Here is a 17,773-nt window from a genome sequence, read left to right as displayed (position 1 = left end):
GGTATCTAATCGCGGGCCAGCTCCGCGGTCATTGCGTCCTCGGTCCGGAAGGGCGGCGCGCCGGGATAATCTTGGAGCATCATGGGCGACTGGATCCTTTACGCGGTTCTCGCTGGGGGCATGGTGGTTTTCCTGGTCTCCAGTTGGTGGGGTGTGCGCCGGCTCAAGGCCCGGCACAGCAGGAGCGCAGTGCGCGGCGAATCCCACAAGCCGATGCCCGGCGCCCAAAAAGTGGCCGTGGTGCTCAACCCGGTGAAGGGCCATTCGCAGGAGGCCCGCCGCGAGATCGCCGATGCCTGCGAACTGGCTGGCTGGGATGCGCCGGTTTTCTTTGAAACCACCGCGGAGGATCCCGGCCATGCCCAGGCCCGCGCTGCGCTGGACTACGGGGCCGACGTCGTTCTGGTGGGCGGCGGCGACGGCACCGTGCGGGTGGTGGCCGAGGCCCTCGCGGGAACCGCCACCCCGATGGGACTGGTTCCCCTGGGAACCGGCAACCTGCTGGCCCGCAACCTCGACCTGGACGTCAGCGACCTCCGCGGCAACGTCCACACGGCCCTGTTCGGCCACCAGCGCTACATCGACACCGCCCGGATGGGCATCACCAACAGCCACACGGGCGAATCCTCCGAACACGTCTTCCTGGTCATCGCGGGCATGGGCCTGGACGCCGAAGTGGTGGGCGATACCAACGCGGGCCTTAAGAAGGCGGTGGGCTGGCTGGCATACACCGAGGCCGGGGTGCGGCACCTCCCGGGCCGGCGGAAGCGGGTCACCATCTCCCTGGACGGCGAGCCCGAGCAAGTGCGGAAGATCCGCAGTGTGCTGTTCGCCAATTGCGGGCTGATCCCCGGCGGCATCGACTTCATCCCCGAGGCCATGATCGACGACGGCATGCTGGACGTGGTGGTGATGAGCCCGCGCAGCGCCATCGGCTGGCTGGCGATGTACGCCAAGGTGCTGTTCAAGCACAACAGGAACCTGCCGGTGATGAATTTCTACCGTTCAGGCAAGGTGGTGATCCGCAGCTCCGAGCCGATGGCCACACAGCTTGACGGCGACCCCGCCGGCGTGGCGACGGAAGTTACCGTCAAGGTCGAAGCGCGGTCATTGCTGGTGCGCGTCCGCTAGCGCGGCGAGACCCATCCCCGCACTCGCAAGCTCGCGTCGGAACGCTCCTAGCCGGCGTCCTTCTGGTCCTTCGCCTCGGCCGCCGCTTTTGCCGCCGCCCGGGCCTCCGATTGCTCGCGGATCATGGCCTGCTCTTCCTCGAAGCGCAGGCGGTCGGCGCGGTCGGCGTCGTCCCCGTCCCAGTCTTGGTTTTCCACTGTCGGCTTCGGGTTGACGATCATTCCCTGGCCGCCGGCGTCGCTGGTCTTGTCTGTCATGGCCCGCTCCCTCCGTTTGGGGCATGGTCCATCCGTTATGGATCAGGCAAGCATACGCACTGTTTTTACCCGGCGGTAGGGGGCCGCCCGGCCGGATTCCTCGTCAAAGGACCGGCGTCTCCTCCGCGTCGGGCACGACACCCGGTGCGCCGGCCAGGATGCCGTTCACCCAGGCGTGGGCGGCTGCAAATGCCGCGTCCGAAGTGTGCGGAACAACCACCGTCTTCTCCTGGTCCGCCCGGGCATAGGAGCCGAGGAAGCGGGTGGCCGGGCTGATCCGGTGCAGGCCGGCGAGCGCATCCGCCACGCGGGCGTCTTCGGCGTGGCCGTCGGCGTCGATGCTGAAGAAGTAGTGCCCCAGGTACTGGCCCGTCGGCCGGGATTCGATGCGGCTCAGGTTCACGCCCCGTGAGGCGAACTGGTCGAGGATTTCCATCAGGGCACCGGGCCGGTCCTCGGGCAGCGGGACCACCACGGTGGTCTTGTCCGCGCCGGTGCGGGGCGTGAGCGGTCCGGGGCGGCTGACGAGCACGAAGCGCGTCACGGCGCCGGGGTTGTCGCCGATGTTTTCGGCGAGGATGTTCAGGCCGGGGCGTTCGGCGGCCACGAGCGGCGCGCAGATGGCGGCGTCATAGTGCGCTTCGTCCTCGAGGAGTCCGACGGCGGCAGCGGCGGTGGAGGAACCCGGAACATATTCCGCGCCCGGGATGTTTTCCTCGATCCACAGGCGGCACTGGGCCCAGGCATGGCCGTGGGTGGAGATCCGGCGGATATCCCCGATCCTGACACCGGGGCGGGCCACCAGCACGAAGGTGATGGGGACCAAGGCTTCGCGGACGATCCGCAGCTCGGGGCCCGTGGCGATCGCATCGAGCGTCGCGGTGACTCCGCCTTCCACCGAATTCTCGATCGGCACCATTGCGGCGTCCGCCTCGCCCTGGCGCACCCGGTCCAGGGCCGTGTTCACGCTGGAGCATGGCATCCTGGTGGCCTCGGCCGCGCCGGGGACCTGCAACAGGGCAGCTTCGGTGAAGGTGCCCTCCGGGCCCAGGAAGGTGTAGCGCAGCTCGGATGCCGACATCGAATATTCCTTAGTGGTTATGTGTTGGGCGGCGGCGGGGCGTCAGAGGACCACGGGCTTCAGGCCGTTGTCCGAGACCATGGGCCGGCCGGCTTCGAACCACATGTCCATGCCGCCGGCGACATTGATGGCGGAGTAGCCTTGGCCCACCAGCCATTGCGCCGCGCGCATGGACCGGCCCCCGGTGCGGCAGATGATGAAGAGGTCCTCGTCGGCGTCGAGCTCGTCGAGGCGGACCGGCAGTTGGTCGAGCGGAATGTGCAGCGCGCCGGCCACGTGGCCTGCCGCCCACTCGTACTCTTCCCGCACGTCCAGGATGACTGCGCCCTCCGGGACTTCGCTTGCCGGGATTGTTTCGAAATCGCTCATCGGTCCTTACGCTCCTCTTCGACTCCTTCCAGCTTACGGCGCGGGAGCCACGCCCGCTTCCGGGGCCCGTCCGCCGGCGCTAGGGTGGGCGGGAAAGGTAATGGAACACGCCTAGGAGATCTGTCATGCCCGCCGGTGAACCCACCATCCTGGCCACCTCCGGCGGCTACAAGTCAGGGCAGCGCACCCGGCTGGAGTTCGACCGCCTGGTGCATTACGCCGTCGGGCTATCCGGGGTGTCCGGGCGGGCGCCGCGGATCGCCCACCTCGGCACGGCGTCCGGGGATCAGCGCTGGTTCGCCGCGGAGATGGACCAGGCCGCCCGGATCGCGGGTTTCGACCTGAGCCACCTGAACCTCTTCACGATGCCCAACCAGGAGGACCCGGAAGGGTATCTGCTGGAGCAGGACGTCGTGTGGGTACATGGCGGTTCGGTGGTGAACCTCCTGGCGGTGTGGCGGGCGCATGGCCTGGACGCAGTGCTCCGCAGGGTGTGGAAGTCCGGTGTGGTGCTGGCGGGTGTCTCGGCCGGGTCAATCTGCTGGTTCCAGGGCGGCACCACCGATTCCTTCGGGCCCGAGCTGCAACCGGTGACCAACGGACTGGCCCTGCTTCCCTACGCGAACGGCGTCCATTTCGATTCCGAGCCCGCCCGCAGGCCGATGGTCCACCGCCTGGTGGCCGAGGGCGTGCTGGGTGAAACGCACTGTACCGACGACGGCGTCGGGTTGGTGTACCGGGGCACCGAGCTGGTGGAGGTGGTGGCCGAAGTCCAGGACGGGGCGGCGTACCGGATCACCGCCGGGGACGGTGCCGTTGCCGAGGAGCGTCTGGAGCCGCGCTTCCTTGGCTGAGTTGCACTGCCTGGGTGCTGTCGAGCTGCGGGACCGCCTCGCCGCCGGGGACGTTTCGGCCCGCGAGGTGGCCACGCATTTCCTGTCGCGGATCGCCGCCCGCAACCATCTGCTGGGTGCCTTCGTCACGGTCACGGCGGAGCAGGCCCTGCTCGACGCAGGCCAGGCCGACAGTTTGCACGCGCGGCTCCGCCGGGAAGGCCGCCTTCCCGGGCTCCCCCCGCTGCACGGAATCCCGTTGGCATTCAAGGACCTGACGGACGTGGCCGGCGTCGTCACCACGCACGGCAGTGCCGCGCTGGAGCACAAGCCGGCGCCCGCCGACGGCGCCCTGGCCGCCGTGCTGAAGGGTGCGGGAGCCGTTTCGCTGGGCAAGACCCAGGTTCCCGAGTTCGGCCTGACTGCCTACAGCGAGAACCGGATCGCGCCGCCGTCGCGCAATCCGCACGCCCTGAGCCGCAGTTCCGGCGGCTCTTCGGGCGGCAGCGCTGCCGCGGTGGCGGCCGGACTCCTGCCCTTCGCGCCGGGCAGTGACGGCGGCGGCTCCATCCGCATTCCCGCCGCGGCCTGCGGGATCCTCGGCCTGAAACCGGGACGCGGGCTGGTGCCTGCAGGCGAAAGCCCGGCAGACGCGGCGCGCCTGGTGGTGGCCGGGCCGCTGGCCCGGAACGCCGCGGATGCCGCGCTGATGCTGGATACCCTGGTCCCCCGCGAGGCGCAGCCCGACGGCGGCTACCTCGCCGGAGTCCGGCGCGCGCCGGAGCGGCTTCGCATCGGCGTCAGCCTTGACAGCCCGTGGAGCGGCACCTTCCCGTTCGAAACCAGCGCCGAGGCACACGCCGGGCTGACCCGCGGGATCGCCCTCCTCGAAGCCGCCGGCCACGCCGTCTACGAAGCCGATATCCGCTACGACAACCGCTACCCGGCCGCGTTCACCGCGGCCTGGACGGTAGCCGTCGGAAGCGCCAGGATCCTGCCGCAGCGCGAAGCCCTCCTGACCCCGCTCACCCGGACGTTCCGGAAGCGGGCGCAGCAACGCAGCGCGCGGAAGGTGGCCGAGGCCGTGGCGTTCCTGCGCCGCTTCAGCCAGGACACGATCGCCCAGTACGGGCAGTGGGACGTCATCCTCACGCCGGCGTTGGCGCAGACGGCGCGGCCGGTGGGCTGGTTCAGCGGCGCGGGCGGCAGCTGGGACAGCGATCCCGACGACGACTACCGCCGGCAATGCGAATTCGCGCCCTGGTCCTCCATGGTGAATGTATGCGGACTGCCCGCGGTCAGTATCCCGGTGAACGTCCCTGCGGATGCCCCCGGCGAGCTGCCGACCGGCATCCAGCTGATCGGAAAAGCAGGATCGGAACTGTTGCTCCTGCAGCTTGCGGCCCAGCTGGAGGAGCACCAGGGCGCACCGGTCCTGCCGGTCTGAACGGCGGTTTCGAGCTGCTTCGGCTGGCCCGGGAGCGCTGTTTCGGGCCACTCCCGGGCGTCCACAATGTGACATTGACTACCATTCAGTGTCAGCATGGTGTAAATGAGCACTCCTTTAGATACGGTGTCCCCGGCCAAAACCCAGGGTGACACCTCTTTTTTTGGCCACCCAAAGATGTTGGCCAGCCTGTTCTCCGTGGAGATGTGGGAGCGATTCTCCTTCTACGGAATGCAGGGAATCCTCCTCTACTACATGTACTTCACCGCCGAGCAGGGCGGCCTGGCCATCGACCAGACCCTCGCCGCGGGCCTGGTGGGTGCCTACGGCGGCGGCGTCTACCTTTCGACGATCCTGGGCGCCTGGCTGGCTGACCGGATCTTCGGCTCCGAACGCGTCCTCTTCGGCTCCGCCATCCTGATCATGGCGGGCCACATCGCCTTGGCCCTGCTGCCCGGCATCCCGGGCCTGATCGCCGGCCTGGTGCTGGTGGCGGTCGGCTCCGGCGGCTTGAAGGCGAACGCCACCGCCCTCGTCGGCACCCTGTACGAGGAAAAGGACGAACGCCGCGACGCCGGCTTCTCGATCTTCTACATGGGCGTCAACATCGGCGGCCTCGTTGGCCCGCTGGTGACCGGCTGGCTGCAGGAAAGCAACGGCTTCCACTGGGGCTTCGGCGCCGCCGCGATCGGTATGGCGATCGGCCTGGGCATCTACGCGATCAACCGCAGCAAGCTGCCGAAGGAAGCGCACCACGTCCCGAACCCGCTGCCCGTTGCCCAGCGCGGCCGCTTCGGACTCATCTTCCTGGCCATAGCCGCCGTCATCGCCGCGCTGCTGGCCACCGGGATCGTCAACGCCGGGAACCTGGCCCGTTCCATGGCCTACGCCGCGATCGGCGCCTCGGTGATCTACTTCGTGCTGATCTTCCGCAGCCCCAAGGTTTCCACGGTGGAGCGCAGCCGCGTACTGGCCTTCATCCCGCTCTACATCGCCTCGGCCGCGTTCTGGGCCCTGTTCCAGCAGCAGTTCACGTTCATCGCCGTGTACTCCGAGGAGAAGCTGGACCGTACGCTGTTCGGCTGGGAAATGCCGGCCGCCTGGGTGCAGTCGATCAACCCGGTGTTCATCATCATCTTTGCCGGCGTCATGGCCGCGCTCTGGACCAAGCTGGGCCACAAGCAGCCGAGCTCGCCGATGAAGTTTGCCGCCGGCCTGCTGGTGATGGGCCTGGCGTTCCTGGCGTTCATCCCGCTCGCCGGGGATGGCAAGACCCCGCTGTTGGCGCTGGTGGGCATCCTGTTCCTCTTCACCCTGGCGGAGCTGTTCCTCTCCCCCATCGGCCTGTCAGTGAGCACCAAGCTCGCCCCGCAGGCGTTCCACACCCAGATGGTGGCGCTGTTCTTCCTGTCCGTGTCCCTGGGCACCACGCTCGCGGGCATCCTGGCCGGGCTGTACAACCCGAAGGACGAACTGCCGTACTTCGCGGGTGTCGGCGGTGTGGCCGTGGTCCTCGCCGTGGCGCTTGCCGCAGGCACTCCGGCGATCAAGAAGCTGATGGCGGGCGTCCGCTAAAGGTCAGGCGCCGACTGTTGTTAACAGCGACGGCGGCAGGCACCTTGGCGGGATTCCCGCCGGAGCGCCTGCCGCCGTCGTCGTCTGTCAGTAGCGGTAGCTGCCGTACTGGGCGGCCATCGTCAGGCCGATGATGAAAAGGACCAGCCACAGCACCCCCAGGAAGATGCCGATGTACCCGGTGATGAGGCCGGTCAGGGCGAAGCCGCGGCCGGCGGGTTCCTTCTTCAGGCCGATGTGGCCCAGGATCACGGCGGCGATCTGGGGCAGGCCGAGGACCCCGCCGAATACCAGGCCGACGATGCCGCAGATCATAGCCGCGATGCTCAGCCCCTTCGGTTCCGCGGGCACACCATAGTAGGCGGGCTGGCCGTAGGGGCTGGCCGGCTGGCCATACGGCGCCTGGCCATACGATGCTTGGTCCGGCGCCTGGCCGTAGGGGCTGGCAGGTTGGCCGTAGGGCTGCTGTCCGTAGGGCTGCGACTGCTGGCCGTAAGGGCTGGCGGGCTGGCCATACGTTGCGTCCTGGCCGTAGCCGGTTTCCTGTCCGGGGGCCTGCTGGCCTGCGCCCGTCTGTTCAGCACCGTATGGTTCCGAACTGTACGGTTCCGAGCCCGGCGGGATGAACGACGGCGGTTCGTACCCTTGCGGGGCGTCGTTCTTGGGCGTTTCGTCCTTCGGCGTCTCGTCCGGCTTGTTTGGCTGCTCACTCATAAGTTCCCCCTTGTGAAGTGCTGTTTTGCCCAGCCTACCGCCGGCCGGCAGGTAAACGGACGATGAATCCTCTGGCGTTTGCGATGACACCAGCCGTCACAGGGGCCAATTCCCGGTCATATCTCTTCAACGGCATGAAACGGTCTGGCATGCTGGGGCAATGGCTAGCCGTGCGGGCACAATTGCCCTTCCCCAGGACCTTGTAGACCTCACTGCCCTCCTTGACGCGTATTACGACGTCACGCCGGATCTGGGCGATCCCTCGCAACGGGTGGCCTTCGGTACGTCCGGCCACCGCGGCTCGAGCCTGAAGGCGTCCTTCAACGAGGGCCACATCCTCGCCATCACGCAGGCGATCGTCGAATACCGCGCGGGCCAAGGCATCACCGGCCCGCTGTTCCTCGCCAAGGACACCCACGGACTGAGCGAACCCGCGCAGAACTCCGCGCTCGAGGTCCTGGCCGCGAACGGCGTCACCGTCCTCATCGATGCCCGCCACGGCTACACGCCGACGCCGGCCCTCAGCCACGCCATCCTCAAATACAACCGGGAAGCCGCTCCCGGAACCCCGCAGGCGGACGGCATCGTTGTCACCCCCAGCCACAACCCGCCGGCCGACGGCGGCTTCAAGTACAACCCGCCGCACGGCGGCCCGGCCGACACGGACGCCACCGGCTGGATCGCCAACCGCGCCAACGAACTGCTGGAAGACGGCCTGCGCGGCGTCAAGCGCATCCCGCTCAATGACGCCCTCAAGGCCGAAACCACGGGCAAGTTCGACTTCCTCAGCAGCTACGTGGACGACCTTCCCTCGGTGCTGGACTTGGATGCCATCCGCCGCGCCGGCGTGCGCATCGGAGCCGACCCGATGGGTGGCGCCTCCGTGGATTACTGGGGCGAGATCGGCGAGCGCCACCAGCTGGACCTCACCGTGGTGAACCCGACTGTCGACCCGCAGTGGGCGTTCATGACCCTCGACTGGGACGAGAAGATCCGCATGGACTGCTCCTCGCCGTCGGCCATGGCTTCGCTGATCCAGAAGGTCGCTTCCGGGGACGCCCGCTACGACGTCGCCACCGGCAACGACGCCGACGCCGACCGCCACGGCATCGTCACCCCGGACGGTGGGTTGATGAATCCGAACCACTACCTCGCCGTCGCGATCGACTACCTCTACCGCAACCGGAGCGGCTGGAACCCGGCCTCAGTGGTGGGCAAGACCCTCGTGTCTTCCTCGATCATCGACCGGGTGGCCGCGGGCCTGGGCCGCAAGCTGGTGGAGGTTCCCGTGGGCTTCAAGTGGTTCGTACCCGGGCTGCTGTCCGGCGAAGGGGCGTTCGGCGGCGAGGAGTCCGCCGGCGCGTCCTTCAACAAGCGGGACGGCAGCGTGTGGACCACGGACAAGGACGGCATCCTGCTGGCGCTGCTGGCCTCGGAGATCACCGCCGTGACGGGCAAGTCGCCCTCGCAGCTGTACAAGGGCCTCACCGACAAGTTCGGTGATCCTGTCTATGCGCGCATCGACGCCGCGGCCACCCGCGAGCAGAAGGCCAAACTGGGCAAGCTTTCCGCCGCGGACGTCACCGCGACCACCCTGGCCGGCGAGGCCATCACAGCCAAACTCACCGAGGCGCCCGGCAACGGAGCGCCGATCGGCGGCCTCAAGGTGGTCACCGAGAACGCCTGGTTCGCGGCCCGCCCCTCCGGCACCGAGGACGTCTACAAGATCTACGCCGAGTCCTTCAAGGGCGCCGAGCACCTCAAGCAGGTCCAGGACGAGGCCAAGAAACTCGTGGACGGGGTCATCGCCTAGTCCCCTCCCGCCAGGCGCCACAGCTTCAGGATCCGGCGGATGGTGTGCTTGCCATCGGGAGCCATGTCCACGAGGGCGACGCGGTCCAGCAGGACGGCGTCGCCCTCGTGCGGCCGCTTGCCATTGTGGTGCGAGATATGCGGGCGGTAACCCTCCAGGGTGTGGTGCGGGGTGGCGACATTCCCGCCCAGTTCCGCGACGGCGTCGAACAGTTCCTCATGCAGGCCCTGCAGGATCGGGTGGGGCTCCACCAAGCTGACCGGGATGGAACCCTGCCGCCCGAACTTCTCTTCGCCGCCCACGGTGAGTTCCGCCCCCAGCGCCCCCGCCACGGGTGCCGCGGCGAGCGCGGCGAGGTGATCGACGACGTCGGGAATCCCGTCCGCGGACGGGTCCGGCCCTTCCGCGACAGGGTCGAGGTCGAACCTCAGCAGGGTGATGTGCAGGGGCCAGTCGTCGCGGGGAAAGACAAGCCCCTCGGCCACTTCCTCGACGAAGACCACCATGATGAGGTTCCGCATAGGGACAGTTTCCCACCAGCCCTTTAGACAAGCAGGCTGGCTTAAACAAGCGAGCCCGGGGCCGCGCTGCAAGCGCGGCCCCGGGCCGTTGCTGTGCTGATCCTCAGACGGTGCTGACGACGTCGTCGTAGGCGAACTTCGGCTTGGCGGCGCCGAAGGCGTCCGGGCCGGGCTGGCCGATGTTGACCACAAGGAAGCTCTTCTGGTCGCCGGCCGGGAAGAAGTCGCGGTCGATGGCGGCGAAGTCGGCGCCGGTCATCGGGCCGGCAGCGAAGCCGAGGGAGCGGACGGCGAGGATAAAGTAGCCGGCCTGGAGGTGGGCGTTGTTGTTGCCGGTGGCTGCGGTGACTTCGGCGTCGGCGTCGTACATGGCCTTCGGGGCGTTGTAGCCGGGGAGGAAGTTGTCCCACTGCTCGTGCCAGGCGGTGTCGTAGCTGAGGATGGCAACCAGCGGGGCGGAAGCGGTCTTGGCCTTGTTGCCCTGCATAAGGGAGTCCACGAGCTTGGCGCGGGCCTCGTCGGAGCGGACGTAGGTGACGCGCAGCGGCTGGGAGTTGAAGGCGGTGGGGCCGAACTTGGTCAGTTCGTAGATGGCCCGGGCCTGCTCCTCGGTGACTTCACCGGCAAAGGAGTTGGCGGTGCGGGCTTCGGCAAAAATGGCGTCGACTGCGGCGGCGTCAATCACTGCTTCTTCGTGGGCGATTGTCATTCGCGTACCTTTCGCTGGGCCCGTGGCTTCAGGGGGATGGCCGGGCACTGTTGCTTTCCATGGTTGCAACTTCAAGCGTTTCCCGCCGATTCCCTTAACGCCGCGTGACGTTGGGCACACGCTCCCCGGCTAACGCTTCGGGCCCGACTTCGCCCGCACGTGCATCCGCTCGCCCTGCCCGCCGAAGACGCTCAGCAGTTCCACCGGCTCCTCCCCCGCGCTGCCGAACCAGTGCGGCACCCGGGTGTCGAATTCCGCCACCTCCCCGGGCCCGAGCACCAGGTCGTGCCCACCCAGGATGAGCCGCAGCCGCCCGGACAGCACATACATCCATTCGTAGCCGTCGTGGACGCGCGGATCCGGATCGGTGTTCGACGCCGGGATCACCATCTTCCAGCTCTGCAGGCCGCCAGGCTGCCTGGTGAGCGGAATGACAGTCCGCCCGTTCACCTGCCGGGGCTTGAGCCTGATCCGGGGATCGCCGACCTCCGGCGCACCCACCAGGTCATCCAGCGGCACCCGGTACGCCTGTGCCAGCGGGAGCAGCAGTTCCAGGCTCGGCTTGCGCTGTCCGGTTTCCAGCCGTGACAAAGTGCTTTTCGAGATGCCGGTGGTTTCGGCCAAGGCCGTCAGCGTGATGCCGCGCTGGGTCCGCAGCCGTTTAAGCCGTTCGCCCACCTGGTCCAATGCCGCCGTGATCCTGCCTGCTTCGCCTTCCACCCACCCATCCAAGCCGGATTTCCCGGAAACAGCAACGATTGTTGCCGGATTAGGGATGAGGCCCGAGCCTTGGACCCATGAGCGAATACGACGTGGTGGTTATTGGTGGCGGCGCGGCAGGACTGTCGGCAGCCTTGGTCCTGTCCCGTGCCGGGCGGAAGGTCCTGGTGGTGGATTCCGGATCTCCGCGGAACGCGCCCGCGGCGCATATGCACGGTTTCCTCTCGCGGGACGGGATGCCGCCCGGCGAGCTGCTGGCCCTGGGTCGCGAGGAAGTGCGCGGTTACGGCGGCGAGGTGCTCGACGGCGTCGTCCTCGATTTGGTACCGGACGGCGCCTCAGGTTTCTGGGTACTGCTGGCGGGCGCCGGCCAAACGGGCGCCGGCCAGACGGGCGCCGGCCAGACGGGCGCCGGCCAGGCGGGCACCGGCCAGGCGGGCGCCGGTGGCAATCCGGCCGCGTCCGGGCGGCGGATTTCGGCGCGCCGCGTGCTCGTGGCGACCGGGCTGCGCGACGAACTACCGGAGATTGAAGGCCTGGCGGAGCTGTGGGCCAAGGACGTGCTGCATTGTCCCTACTGCCACGGCTACGAGGTCCGAGACCGGCCGCTGGGTGTCCTGGGCAATTCCCCGGACTCCGTCCGCTACGTCCAGCTGATCCGCCAGTGGGCCAAGGACGTGGTCCTCTTCATCCCGCCCGGACTCCTGACCGTCCAGCAGCGCATGGAGCTGACGGCCCGCGCCATCGGGATCGTGGAAGGGACGGCCGGGCGGGTTGTGGCCCAGGATGGGCACCTTTCCGGCGTCGAAATGACCGACGGAAGGCTGGTCCCGCGGGGCGCGCTGTTCGTGCCGCCGCGATTTGTGCCCAACAACGGCCTACTCAACGGCCTGGCCTGCGAAATGGACGATGCCGGCTGGGTGGTCACGGACGGCACCGGACAGACGAGCGTCTCCGGTGCCTACGTTGCCGGGAACCTGGCGAACCCCCGTGCCCAGGTCATCACGGCAGCCAGTGAAGGCTCGGCCGCGGCAGCGGCCATCAACGCCGACCTGGTGGAGGAAGACATCAGGGAGTCGGTGCGCAGCTTCAATCTGGGGTACTGAGCTCGTTGCGGGGCCTCCTCCACGTGCTTTGGCGCGCCGAAAGGACGTAGAGCAGGCCCCGCATTTCAGCGGTAAAGTGGCAGCGAACCCCCGTTATATCTTCTGAGGAAGGCCCCTGCCATGAGCATGCTCGGCGTCAAATGGAAGCTCCACGGCAATGGCAAGACCATCCGTCCCGGCCACGTCGTCGCACCCGAGGAACGGCTGGCCTGGCCGCTGACCATCGGCGTCGGCATGCAGCACGTGGTGGCGATGTTCGGCGCCACCTTCCTGGTGCCCATCATCACGGGCATGCCGCCGGCCACCACCCTGCTGTTCTCCGGCGTCGGCACCTTGCTGTTCCTGGTGATCACCCAGGGCCGGGTGCCCAGCTACCTTGGCTCCAGCTTCGCCTTCATCGCCCCCATTCTCGCCTCCCAGCACCAGTACGGCGTGGCCGGTGCGCTGGGCGGAGTGGTGCTGGCCGGCGTCGTACTGGCGCTGATCGGCGCGGTGGTGCACAAATTCGGCGCGGAATGGATCAACCGGACCATGCCACCAATTGTCACGGGTGCCATCGTGGCCCTGATCGGCCTGAACCTGGCCCCGGCCGCCAAAGCGAACTTCGACAAGGCGCCCATCACCGCGCTGGTGACCCTGGTGACGATCATTCTGGTCAGCGTGCTGTTCCGCGGGATCCTGGGCCGCCTGAGCATCCTGGTGGGCGTGGTGGTCGGCTACCTCACGGCCATGGCGCGTGGCGAGGTGGACTACTCCAAGATGGATGCCGCCGCGTGGATCGGCCTGCCGCACTTCCAGACGCCGGAGTTCCACCTGGGCGTGGTGGGCCTGTTCGTGCCGGTGGTCCTGGTGCTGGTGGCCGAGAACGTGGGGCACGTGAAGTCTGTGGCCGCCATGACCGGGCGGAACCTCGACGACGTCTCCGGCCGGGCGCTGATCGCCGACGGCGCCGCGACCATCCTCGCAGGTTTCGGCGGCGGTTCAGGCACCACTACCTACGCCGAAAACATCGGCGTCATGGCCGCCACCAAGGTGTATTCGACGGCGGCCTACTGGGTGGCGGGCGTGTTCGCGATCCTGCTGAGCTTCTCGCCGAAGTTCGGCGAACTGATTGCCACGGTCCCGGCCGGTGTGCTGGGCGGCGCGGCCACCATGCTGTACGGCATGATCGGCATCCTGGGCGTGAAGATCTGGGTTCAGAACAAGGTCAACTTCTCCAACCCGGTCAACCTGACCACCGCGGCCGTGGCCCTGATCATCGGCATCGCGGACTACACCTGGACCATCGGCGAGCTGAAGTTCACCGGCATTGCGCTGGGTTCCGCCGCGGCCCTGGTGATCTACCACGGCATGCGGGGCGTCGCGAAGGCGCGCGGCACCGCCGCCGAGCCCGAAATGGAAACCGCGGGGCTGCCGCCCGCTGCGAAGGCGGCGATCAACGCGGCGGCGAAGCGGCACCCGAAGAAGCGGTAAGCCGAGCCCGGCGGCGATGTGAGCCCAGCGAATGGGTCCGGCAGGCGGAGATTGGTCCCGCAGATCAGGCGACCAGAGCCGCGTGAGACCCGCCTGATCTGCAGGACGGACGGTGGTGCCCGCCCGGGAGCGTGGGCCGCCGGGCGGTGCCGGGCACGCCAGGCGGCTATCCGGCGTCGAACCTTTCGTCTTCGTCCTCGTCATCACGGGGCGACTTTTCGGCCGGAAGGCCGCTGGCGCCGCCGTCGGGCTTTGGATCAGCGTCCGTGTTTCCGGCATCCATTGGAGCTTCGGCCGACGGCAGGTCGACGTCGGGCTCCGCGCTATCCTGCCCGGCGCCCTCCTGCCCGGCGCCCTCCTGCCCGGCGCCCCCCTGCCCGGCGCCCCCCTGCCCGGGACGGGGTTGTGCGGACTGCTCCCCGCCCATTTCCTGCTCCACGGTGGGCGTTCCGTAGCCGCCCGCTTCCTCTTCGGGGTTCCTGCGATCCTCCATGGGGTTCCTCCCTTTGGTTGACAACTAAAGGCCTTTCCCGCCTGTCACGGGGAGCACGGCGCCGGAGATGTACGAGCCCTCGTTGGACGCCAGAAGCACGTAAGCAGCAGCCAGTTCGGCGGGCTGCCCCGGCCGGCCCAGCGGCGTGTCCTGCCCGAACCCGGGCAGGTGGTCGGGCCAGTCGGTGGCCGGGATCAGAGGAGTCCAGATGGGTCCGGGCGCCACCGCGTTCACACGGATGCCCTTCGGCCCCAGTTCCTGCGCGAGTGCTTTGGTGAACGCCACCTGCGCGGCTTTGGTCATCGCATAGTCGAAGAGGGCCGGCGAAGGGTTGAAGGCCTGGATCGACGCGGTGGTGATGATCGAGGCGCCGGGCTTCATGTGCGGAATCGCCGCCTGCGCGCTCCAGATCAGGCTGTAGAGGTTGGTCTTGAAGACCCGGTCGAACTCCTCCGTGGGCGTCGAATCGAGGCTGTCGCGGTTTTTCTGGTAGGCCGCGTTCAGGACCAGGACGTCCAGCCGGCCGAATTCGTCCACGGTCCTTTCGACGATCTCCGTGCTGAACTGCTCTTCGCGTCCGTCACCGGCGAGCAACAGTGAACGCCGGCCGGCTTCCTGGATGAGGGCCGCGGTAGCCTTGGCGTCCGCTTCTTCTTCCGGGAGATAGGAGATCGCGACGTCGGCCCCTTCCCGCGCGAAGGCAATCGCCACTGCCCGCCCGATCCCGGAGTCCCCTCCGGTGATCAGGGCCGCCTTGCCGTCCAGCCGGCCGTGACCTTCGTAGCTGCGTTCGCCGTGGTCCGGCGTGGGATCGGTCTTGTCCGTGAGTCCTGGCTGTTCCTGGGCCTGCCTGGGGAAAGGCCCTGTGTGGTATCCGCCGCGCGGATCCTGCGGGGGTGACTCCAGGGTTCCTTCGGGGGTCTGCGATGCATGCTGATGCGAGTCGCTCATAGTCCACCTGCTTGTTTGCCGGGATCTGTCCTCAAGGGATTCTGAGTTCGGTGGAAGTTGCCGCTGGGACCACGTCCACCCTTTCGACGCTAACGGCGGGCACGGAGCTAGTCCATGGTTTCCGGAAAAATAATCAGCAAACTTAGTAAATTTTCCTGGGCGGTGCTTTGCCTGGGCGGTGCTTGGTTGGGTGGTGCTTTGCTTGGGCGCGGGGCGGCGCAACGTTGGCACCGCGCGGGGCGGCGCAACGTTGGGACCGCCCGGGGCGGGCTTCGGCATTGCGCTGCCGACTACTTCGGGGTTGGGACCGCCCGGGGCGGGCTTCGGCATTGCGCTGCCGACTACTTCGGGGCAGCCGCACCGCCGCGGGGCGGGGTGGGGGCGGGGCAGCCGCGCCGCCGCGGGGCGGGGTGGGGGCGGGGCGGGTCTTGAGTTCAGCATGGGGTTCCGGCCGAACGCGCTCCCCGCCCGCGGCGCTAAAATGTCCGACCCCCTTGCTTGAATGAAGACATGGAAAGCACCACCCAGGCCGGGGCGGTTTTGACCCGGGAAGCGCAGGAGGGGCCGGACGTCGTCCCTGTTGATGCGCTGTCCGAGGTGGTATCCGCGCTGGAGTCTGTCGAGGTTGTGCTGGCCCGCTTGCAGGCGGTCCGTGAGGGGTTGCTGGCCATGGCCTCTCGGGTGGCGGTGTTGATGGAGCCCGACGGCGGCGTGCCGGTTGCGGGCTGGGACTCGCGTTCCGCTGAGCTGGCCCAGCGCGCCGTGGCGGCGGAGATCGCAGCCGCCACCCGGATGAGTGACCGGACCGTGCAGCGCCAGATGAACCAGGCGTCCGAACTCATTGCCGGCTTTCCGTTGACCTTCGACGCCTTGGCTGCGGGGCGGATCAGCCTGGCGCATGCCCGGGTCGTCCAGGACACCGGGACGGTGCTCTCTGATGTGGACGCCCGTGTCCGGTACGAGGAGGCCGTAGTGGGATGCGCGGAGCGGCAGGCACCCTCGCGGCTGCGGCGAGTGGCGGTCCGGGAGGCCGAGAAGGCCCACTCTGAACCATTGGTCGGTCGGCACGAGCGGGCACGGGAAGAACGCAGGGTGTGGGTGAACCCCTTGTCGGATGGCATGGCCGAACTCGGGGCCGTGCTGCCCGCTGCGGTTGCGTACGGCATCCACGACCGGCTTACCCGGATGGCCCGCGCCTACGCAGCCGTGACTGCGCCTGCCGGCGCTGGCAACCGCTGCGGCGAAGATGACCGCACAGGCGCGGCCACTGGCATGGGCACGGGCACCCCTGGCAGAGCATCCACGGCCGCCGCCTCGGACACCTGTGGCCGCACATGCACGGCCACTGGCACGGGCACCCATGGCAGAGCATCCACGGCCGCCGCCTCGAGCGCCGGTGACCGCACGACCACACCTGCTGGCGCAAATACAGGCCGCGGACCTGGCGACGACGCGGGCTGCCGACCGTTCACTCAGGCCCGCTCGCTGGATCAGCTCCGGGCGGACCTCCTCGCGGACGTGATGCTGCGCGGGGCCCCCACAGGGCACGACACCGTCGAGGGCGTACTGGCTGCGATCACGGCCAGGATCGACATCACCGTTCCGGCACAGACCCTGCTCGGCGAGAAAGAATCCGCCGGCAACGGCGAGACCCCCGCCGGCAGTGACAAATCCGCCGATGAGAAGTCCACCGGCGCTGGACGGTCCGCCGGTCCTGGACGGCGCGCCGGCATTGAAGACGTCGCGGCCAAGGTAGCGGGCGTATCTGGCACAGGCCAAACCAGCGGAGCCGGTTCCCGCACCAAGCCATCGGGGACGGTCAATCCTCTACCGGCCGAGCTCGACGGGCGCCACCCGATCGACACAGACACCGCGCGATTCCTGGCCGGGATGGCACCAGGCTGGAACAGGATATTCACGGACCCTGCGAACGGTTCCGTCCTGGCCGTGGACCGGTACCGGCCCAACGAAGACCTGCGGCGGCTGCTCAGGGCACGCGATTCACGCTGCCGTTTCCCGGGGTGCGGCATCAAGGCCAGTGAATTGGATCTCGACCACACCCTCGACGCAGCTTTCGGCGGGCCCACGGATGCGGGCAATCTCGCGGGCTTGTGCCGGCGCCATCACATGCTCAAGCACCACTCGGGCTGGTCGGTCCGGCAGGCCGGATCCGGGGTCCTCGAGTGGACCAGCCTCACAGGCCGCAGATACACAGACCAACCCCCAACGCCGGCCATGCACACGGCAACCAGCGCAAGCGCTGAACCGGATCCGCCACCTTTCTGACCCCAAGCCACGCATCGGTGCCTACGAAAGACAACCACACTTGGTCTGCCACCGTATTGCGTACTGAGTGGCTGGCTATTTGTACTGAGTGGCTGGCTATTTTCGGCACTCTTGTGCAGCCGCGCGCCACCGCCGGACCGCCGTCGCCGGCCGTCGTCAGGCGCCCAGCACAGCAGCTCCGGACCGCCTTCGCGCGCACGCGGCCCACCGCACGCGGCCGCCGCCGTCAGCCCCACCGCACGCGGCCGCCGCCGTCAGCCCCACCGCACGCGGCCGCCGCCGTCAGCCCCACCG

At 68.3% G+C, this 17,773-nt stretch carries 17 protein-coding genes; 8 read left to right on the top strand and 9 right to left on the bottom strand.

From position 1 onward, the window contains the following. The first annotated feature begins 81 nt into the window (after window positions 1-81). Window positions 82-1,131 carry a diacylglycerol/lipid kinase family protein gene (locus tag DWV11_RS07085; protein ID WP_115788187.1) on the top strand — a complete coding sequence of 350 codons (1,050 nt, stop codon included), beginning with the start codon at window positions 82-84 and terminating at the stop codon, window positions 1,129-1,131. Between the two features lie 47 nt (window positions 1,132-1,178). Here the strand turns inward: DWV11_RS07085 and DWV11_RS07080 are convergent, their stop codons facing one another. The 3 genes from DWV11_RS07080 to DWV11_RS07070 form a co-directional block, all read right to left on the bottom strand. Further along, window positions 1,179-1,388, bottom strand: a complete 210-nt coding sequence (locus DWV11_RS07080) for a hypothetical protein (protein ID WP_115788186.1) — start codon at window positions 1,386-1,388, stop codon at window positions 1,179-1,181. A gap of 103 nt (window positions 1,389-1,491) precedes the next feature. Next, window positions 1,492-2,469: a prephenate dehydratase gene (gene pheA / locus DWV11_RS07075; RefSeq protein WP_115788185.1), complete on the bottom strand. Its 978-nt coding sequence runs from the start codon at window positions 2,467-2,469 to the stop codon at window positions 1,492-1,494. A 42-nt stretch (window positions 2,470-2,511) separates the two neighbouring features. Further along, the gene (locus tag DWV11_RS07070) at window positions 2,512-2,838 is read right to left on the bottom strand and encodes a rhodanese-like domain-containing protein (RefSeq protein ID WP_115788184.1); all 327 of its coding nucleotides are present in this window, start codon (window positions 2,836-2,838) and stop codon (window positions 2,512-2,514) included. A 125-nt stretch (window positions 2,839-2,963) separates the two neighbouring features. Here DWV11_RS07070 and DWV11_RS07060 point away from each other — a divergent pair, with 125 nt between their 5' ends. The 3 genes from DWV11_RS07060 to DWV11_RS07050 all read left to right on the top strand — a co-directional run bounded on the left by DWV11_RS07060 (window position 2,964) and on the right by DWV11_RS07050 (window position 6,693). After that, window positions 2,964-3,692 (top strand): Type 1 glutamine amidotransferase-like domain-containing protein, encoded by a 729-nt coding sequence (locus DWV11_RS07060; protein WP_115788182.1) that lies wholly within the window; start codon window positions 2,964-2,966, stop codon window positions 3,690-3,692. After that, window positions 3,685-5,118: an amidase gene (locus DWV11_RS07055; RefSeq protein WP_115788181.1), complete on the top strand. Its 1,434-nt coding sequence runs from the start codon at window positions 3,685-3,687 to the stop codon at window positions 5,116-5,118. The genes DWV11_RS07060 and DWV11_RS07055 overlap by 8 nt, the downstream gene beginning before the upstream one ends. 105 nt (window positions 5,119-5,223) lie before the next feature. Then, on the top strand, window positions 5,224-6,693 hold the full coding sequence (locus DWV11_RS07050; protein ID WP_115788180.1) for a peptide MFS transporter: 1,470 nt from the start codon (window positions 5,224-5,226) through the stop codon (window positions 6,691-6,693). A gap of 87 nt (window positions 6,694-6,780) precedes the next feature. On the opposite strand, the gene DWV11_RS07045 is transcribed toward DWV11_RS07050, so the two are convergent. Next, window positions 6,781-7,407, bottom strand: a complete 627-nt coding sequence (locus DWV11_RS07045) for a DUF4190 domain-containing protein (RefSeq protein WP_115788179.1) — start codon at window positions 7,405-7,407, stop codon at window positions 6,781-6,783. Between the two features lie 160 nt (window positions 7,408-7,567). Here DWV11_RS07045 and pgm point away from each other — a divergent pair, with 160 nt between their 5' ends. Then, complete coding sequence (gene pgm, locus DWV11_RS07040; RefSeq protein WP_115788178.1) at window positions 7,568-9,220, top strand: phosphoglucomutase (alpha-D-glucose-1,6-bisphosphate-dependent); 1,653 nt, start codon at window positions 7,568-7,570, stop codon at window positions 9,218-9,220. Here the strand turns inward: pgm and DWV11_RS07035 are convergent. From DWV11_RS07035 to DWV11_RS07025, 3 genes are all read right to left on the bottom strand, one after another. Next, window positions 9,217-9,741, bottom strand: a complete 525-nt coding sequence (locus DWV11_RS07035) for a 2'-5' RNA ligase family protein (protein ID WP_115788177.1) — start codon at window positions 9,739-9,741, stop codon at window positions 9,217-9,219. The two genes, pgm and DWV11_RS07035, sit on opposite strands and share 4 nt — an antisense overlap. A 103-nt stretch (window positions 9,742-9,844) precedes the next feature. After that, the gene (locus DWV11_RS07030; protein WP_115788176.1) at window positions 9,845-10,450 is read right to left on the bottom strand and encodes a malonic semialdehyde reductase; all 606 of its coding nucleotides are present in this window, start codon (window positions 10,448-10,450) and stop codon (window positions 9,845-9,847) included. Between the two features lie 129 nt (window positions 10,451-10,579). Continuing rightward, entirely contained in the window at window positions 10,580-11,170 is a 591-nt protein-coding gene (locus tag DWV11_RS07025) for a helix-turn-helix domain-containing protein (RefSeq protein ID WP_245953480.1), read from the bottom strand. A 77-nt stretch (window positions 11,171-11,247) separates the two neighbouring features. Between DWV11_RS07025 and DWV11_RS07020 the strand changes: the two genes are divergently transcribed. Both DWV11_RS07020 and DWV11_RS07015 read left to right on the top strand, forming a co-directional pair. Continuing rightward, entirely contained in the window at window positions 11,248-12,276 is a 1,029-nt protein-coding gene (locus tag DWV11_RS07020) for an NAD(P)/FAD-dependent oxidoreductase (RefSeq protein ID WP_115788174.1), read from the top strand. Window positions 12,277-12,396: 120 nt separating this feature from the next. Beyond that, window positions 12,397-13,749: a uracil-xanthine permease family protein gene (locus DWV11_RS07015; protein WP_115788173.1), complete on the top strand. Its 1,353-nt coding sequence runs from the start codon at window positions 12,397-12,399 to the stop codon at window positions 13,747-13,749. Window positions 13,750-13,915: 166 nt separating this feature from the next. Here the strand turns inward: DWV11_RS07015 and DWV11_RS20060 are convergent, their stop codons facing one another. Together DWV11_RS20060 and DWV11_RS07005 are read right to left on the bottom strand one after the other, a co-directional pair. After that, the gene (locus tag DWV11_RS20060; protein WP_168404594.1) at window positions 13,916-14,242 is read right to left on the bottom strand and encodes a hypothetical protein; all 327 of its coding nucleotides are present in this window, start codon (window positions 14,240-14,242) and stop codon (window positions 13,916-13,918) included. Between the two features lie 24 nt (window positions 14,243-14,266). Then, window positions 14,267-15,193, bottom strand: a complete 927-nt coding sequence (locus DWV11_RS07005) for an SDR family oxidoreductase (protein ID WP_115788172.1) — start codon at window positions 15,191-15,193, stop codon at window positions 14,267-14,269. Window positions 15,194-15,703: 510 nt separating this feature from the next. Between DWV11_RS07005 and DWV11_RS07000 the strand changes: the two genes are divergently transcribed. Continuing rightward, window positions 15,704-17,479: an HNH endonuclease signature motif containing protein gene (locus DWV11_RS07000; RefSeq protein WP_115788171.1), complete on the top strand. Its 1,776-nt coding sequence runs from the start codon at window positions 15,704-15,706 to the stop codon at window positions 17,477-17,479. Window positions 17,480-17,773 lie beyond the last annotated feature (294 nt).

The sequence above is a fragment of the Arthrobacter silvisoli genome (assembly GCF_003369445.1).
Classification (GTDB): Bacteria; Actinomycetota; Actinomycetes; order Actinomycetales; family Micrococcaceae; genus Arthrobacter; species Arthrobacter silvisoli.
The sequence above is the reverse complement of the archived record's forward strand: the minus strand, read 5'-3'. Positions and strand labels throughout refer to the sequence as shown.

Coding starts and splice junctions, on each gene's coding strand:
- DWV11_RS07085 (WP_115788187.1), top strand. CDS start 82: ATGGGCGACTGGATCCTTTACGCGGTTCTCGCTGGGGGCATGGTGGTT.
- DWV11_RS07080 (WP_115788186.1), bottom strand. CDS start 1,388: ATGACAGACAAGACCAGCGACGCCGGCGGCCAGGGAATGATCGTCAAC.
- pheA (WP_115788185.1), bottom strand. CDS start 2,469: ATGTCGGCATCCGAGCTGCGCTACACCTTCCTGGGCCCGGAGGGCACC.
- DWV11_RS07070 (WP_115788184.1), bottom strand. CDS start 2,838: ATGAGCGATTTCGAAACAATCCCGGCAAGCGAAGTCCCGGAGGGCGCA.
- DWV11_RS07060 (WP_115788182.1), top strand. CDS start 2,964: ATGCCCGCCGGTGAACCCACCATCCTGGCCACCTCCGGCGGCTACAAG.
- DWV11_RS07050 (WP_115788180.1), top strand. CDS start 5,224: ATGAGCACTCCTTTAGATACGGTGTCCCCGGCCAAAACCCAGGGTGAC.
- DWV11_RS07045 (WP_115788179.1), bottom strand. CDS start 7,407: ATGAGTGAGCAGCCAAACAAGCCGGACGAGACGCCGAAGGACGAAACG.
- pgm (WP_115788178.1), top strand. CDS start 7,568: ATGGCTAGCCGTGCGGGCACAATTGCCCTTCCCCAGGACCTTGTAGAC.
- DWV11_RS07035 (WP_115788177.1), bottom strand. CDS start 9,741: ATGCGGAACCTCATCATGGTGGTCTTCGTCGAGGAAGTGGCCGAGGGG.
- DWV11_RS07030 (WP_115788176.1), bottom strand. CDS start 10,450: ATGACAATCGCCCACGAAGAAGCAGTGATTGACGCCGCCGCAGTCGAC.
- DWV11_RS07020 (WP_115788174.1), top strand. CDS start 11,248: ATGAGCGAATACGACGTGGTGGTTATTGGTGGCGGCGCGGCAGGACTG.
- DWV11_RS07015 (WP_115788173.1), top strand. CDS start 12,397: ATGAGCATGCTCGGCGTCAAATGGAAGCTCCACGGCAATGGCAAGACC.
- DWV11_RS20060 (WP_168404594.1), bottom strand. CDS start 14,242: ATGGAGGATCGCAGGAACCCCGAAGAGGAAGCGGGCGGCTACGGAACG.
- DWV11_RS07005 (WP_115788172.1), bottom strand. CDS start 15,193: ATGAGCGACTCGCATCAGCATGCATCGCAGACCCCCGAAGGAACCCTG.
- DWV11_RS07000 (WP_115788171.1), top strand. CDS start 15,704: ATGGAAAGCACCACCCAGGCCGGGGCGGTTTTGACCCGGGAAGCGCAG.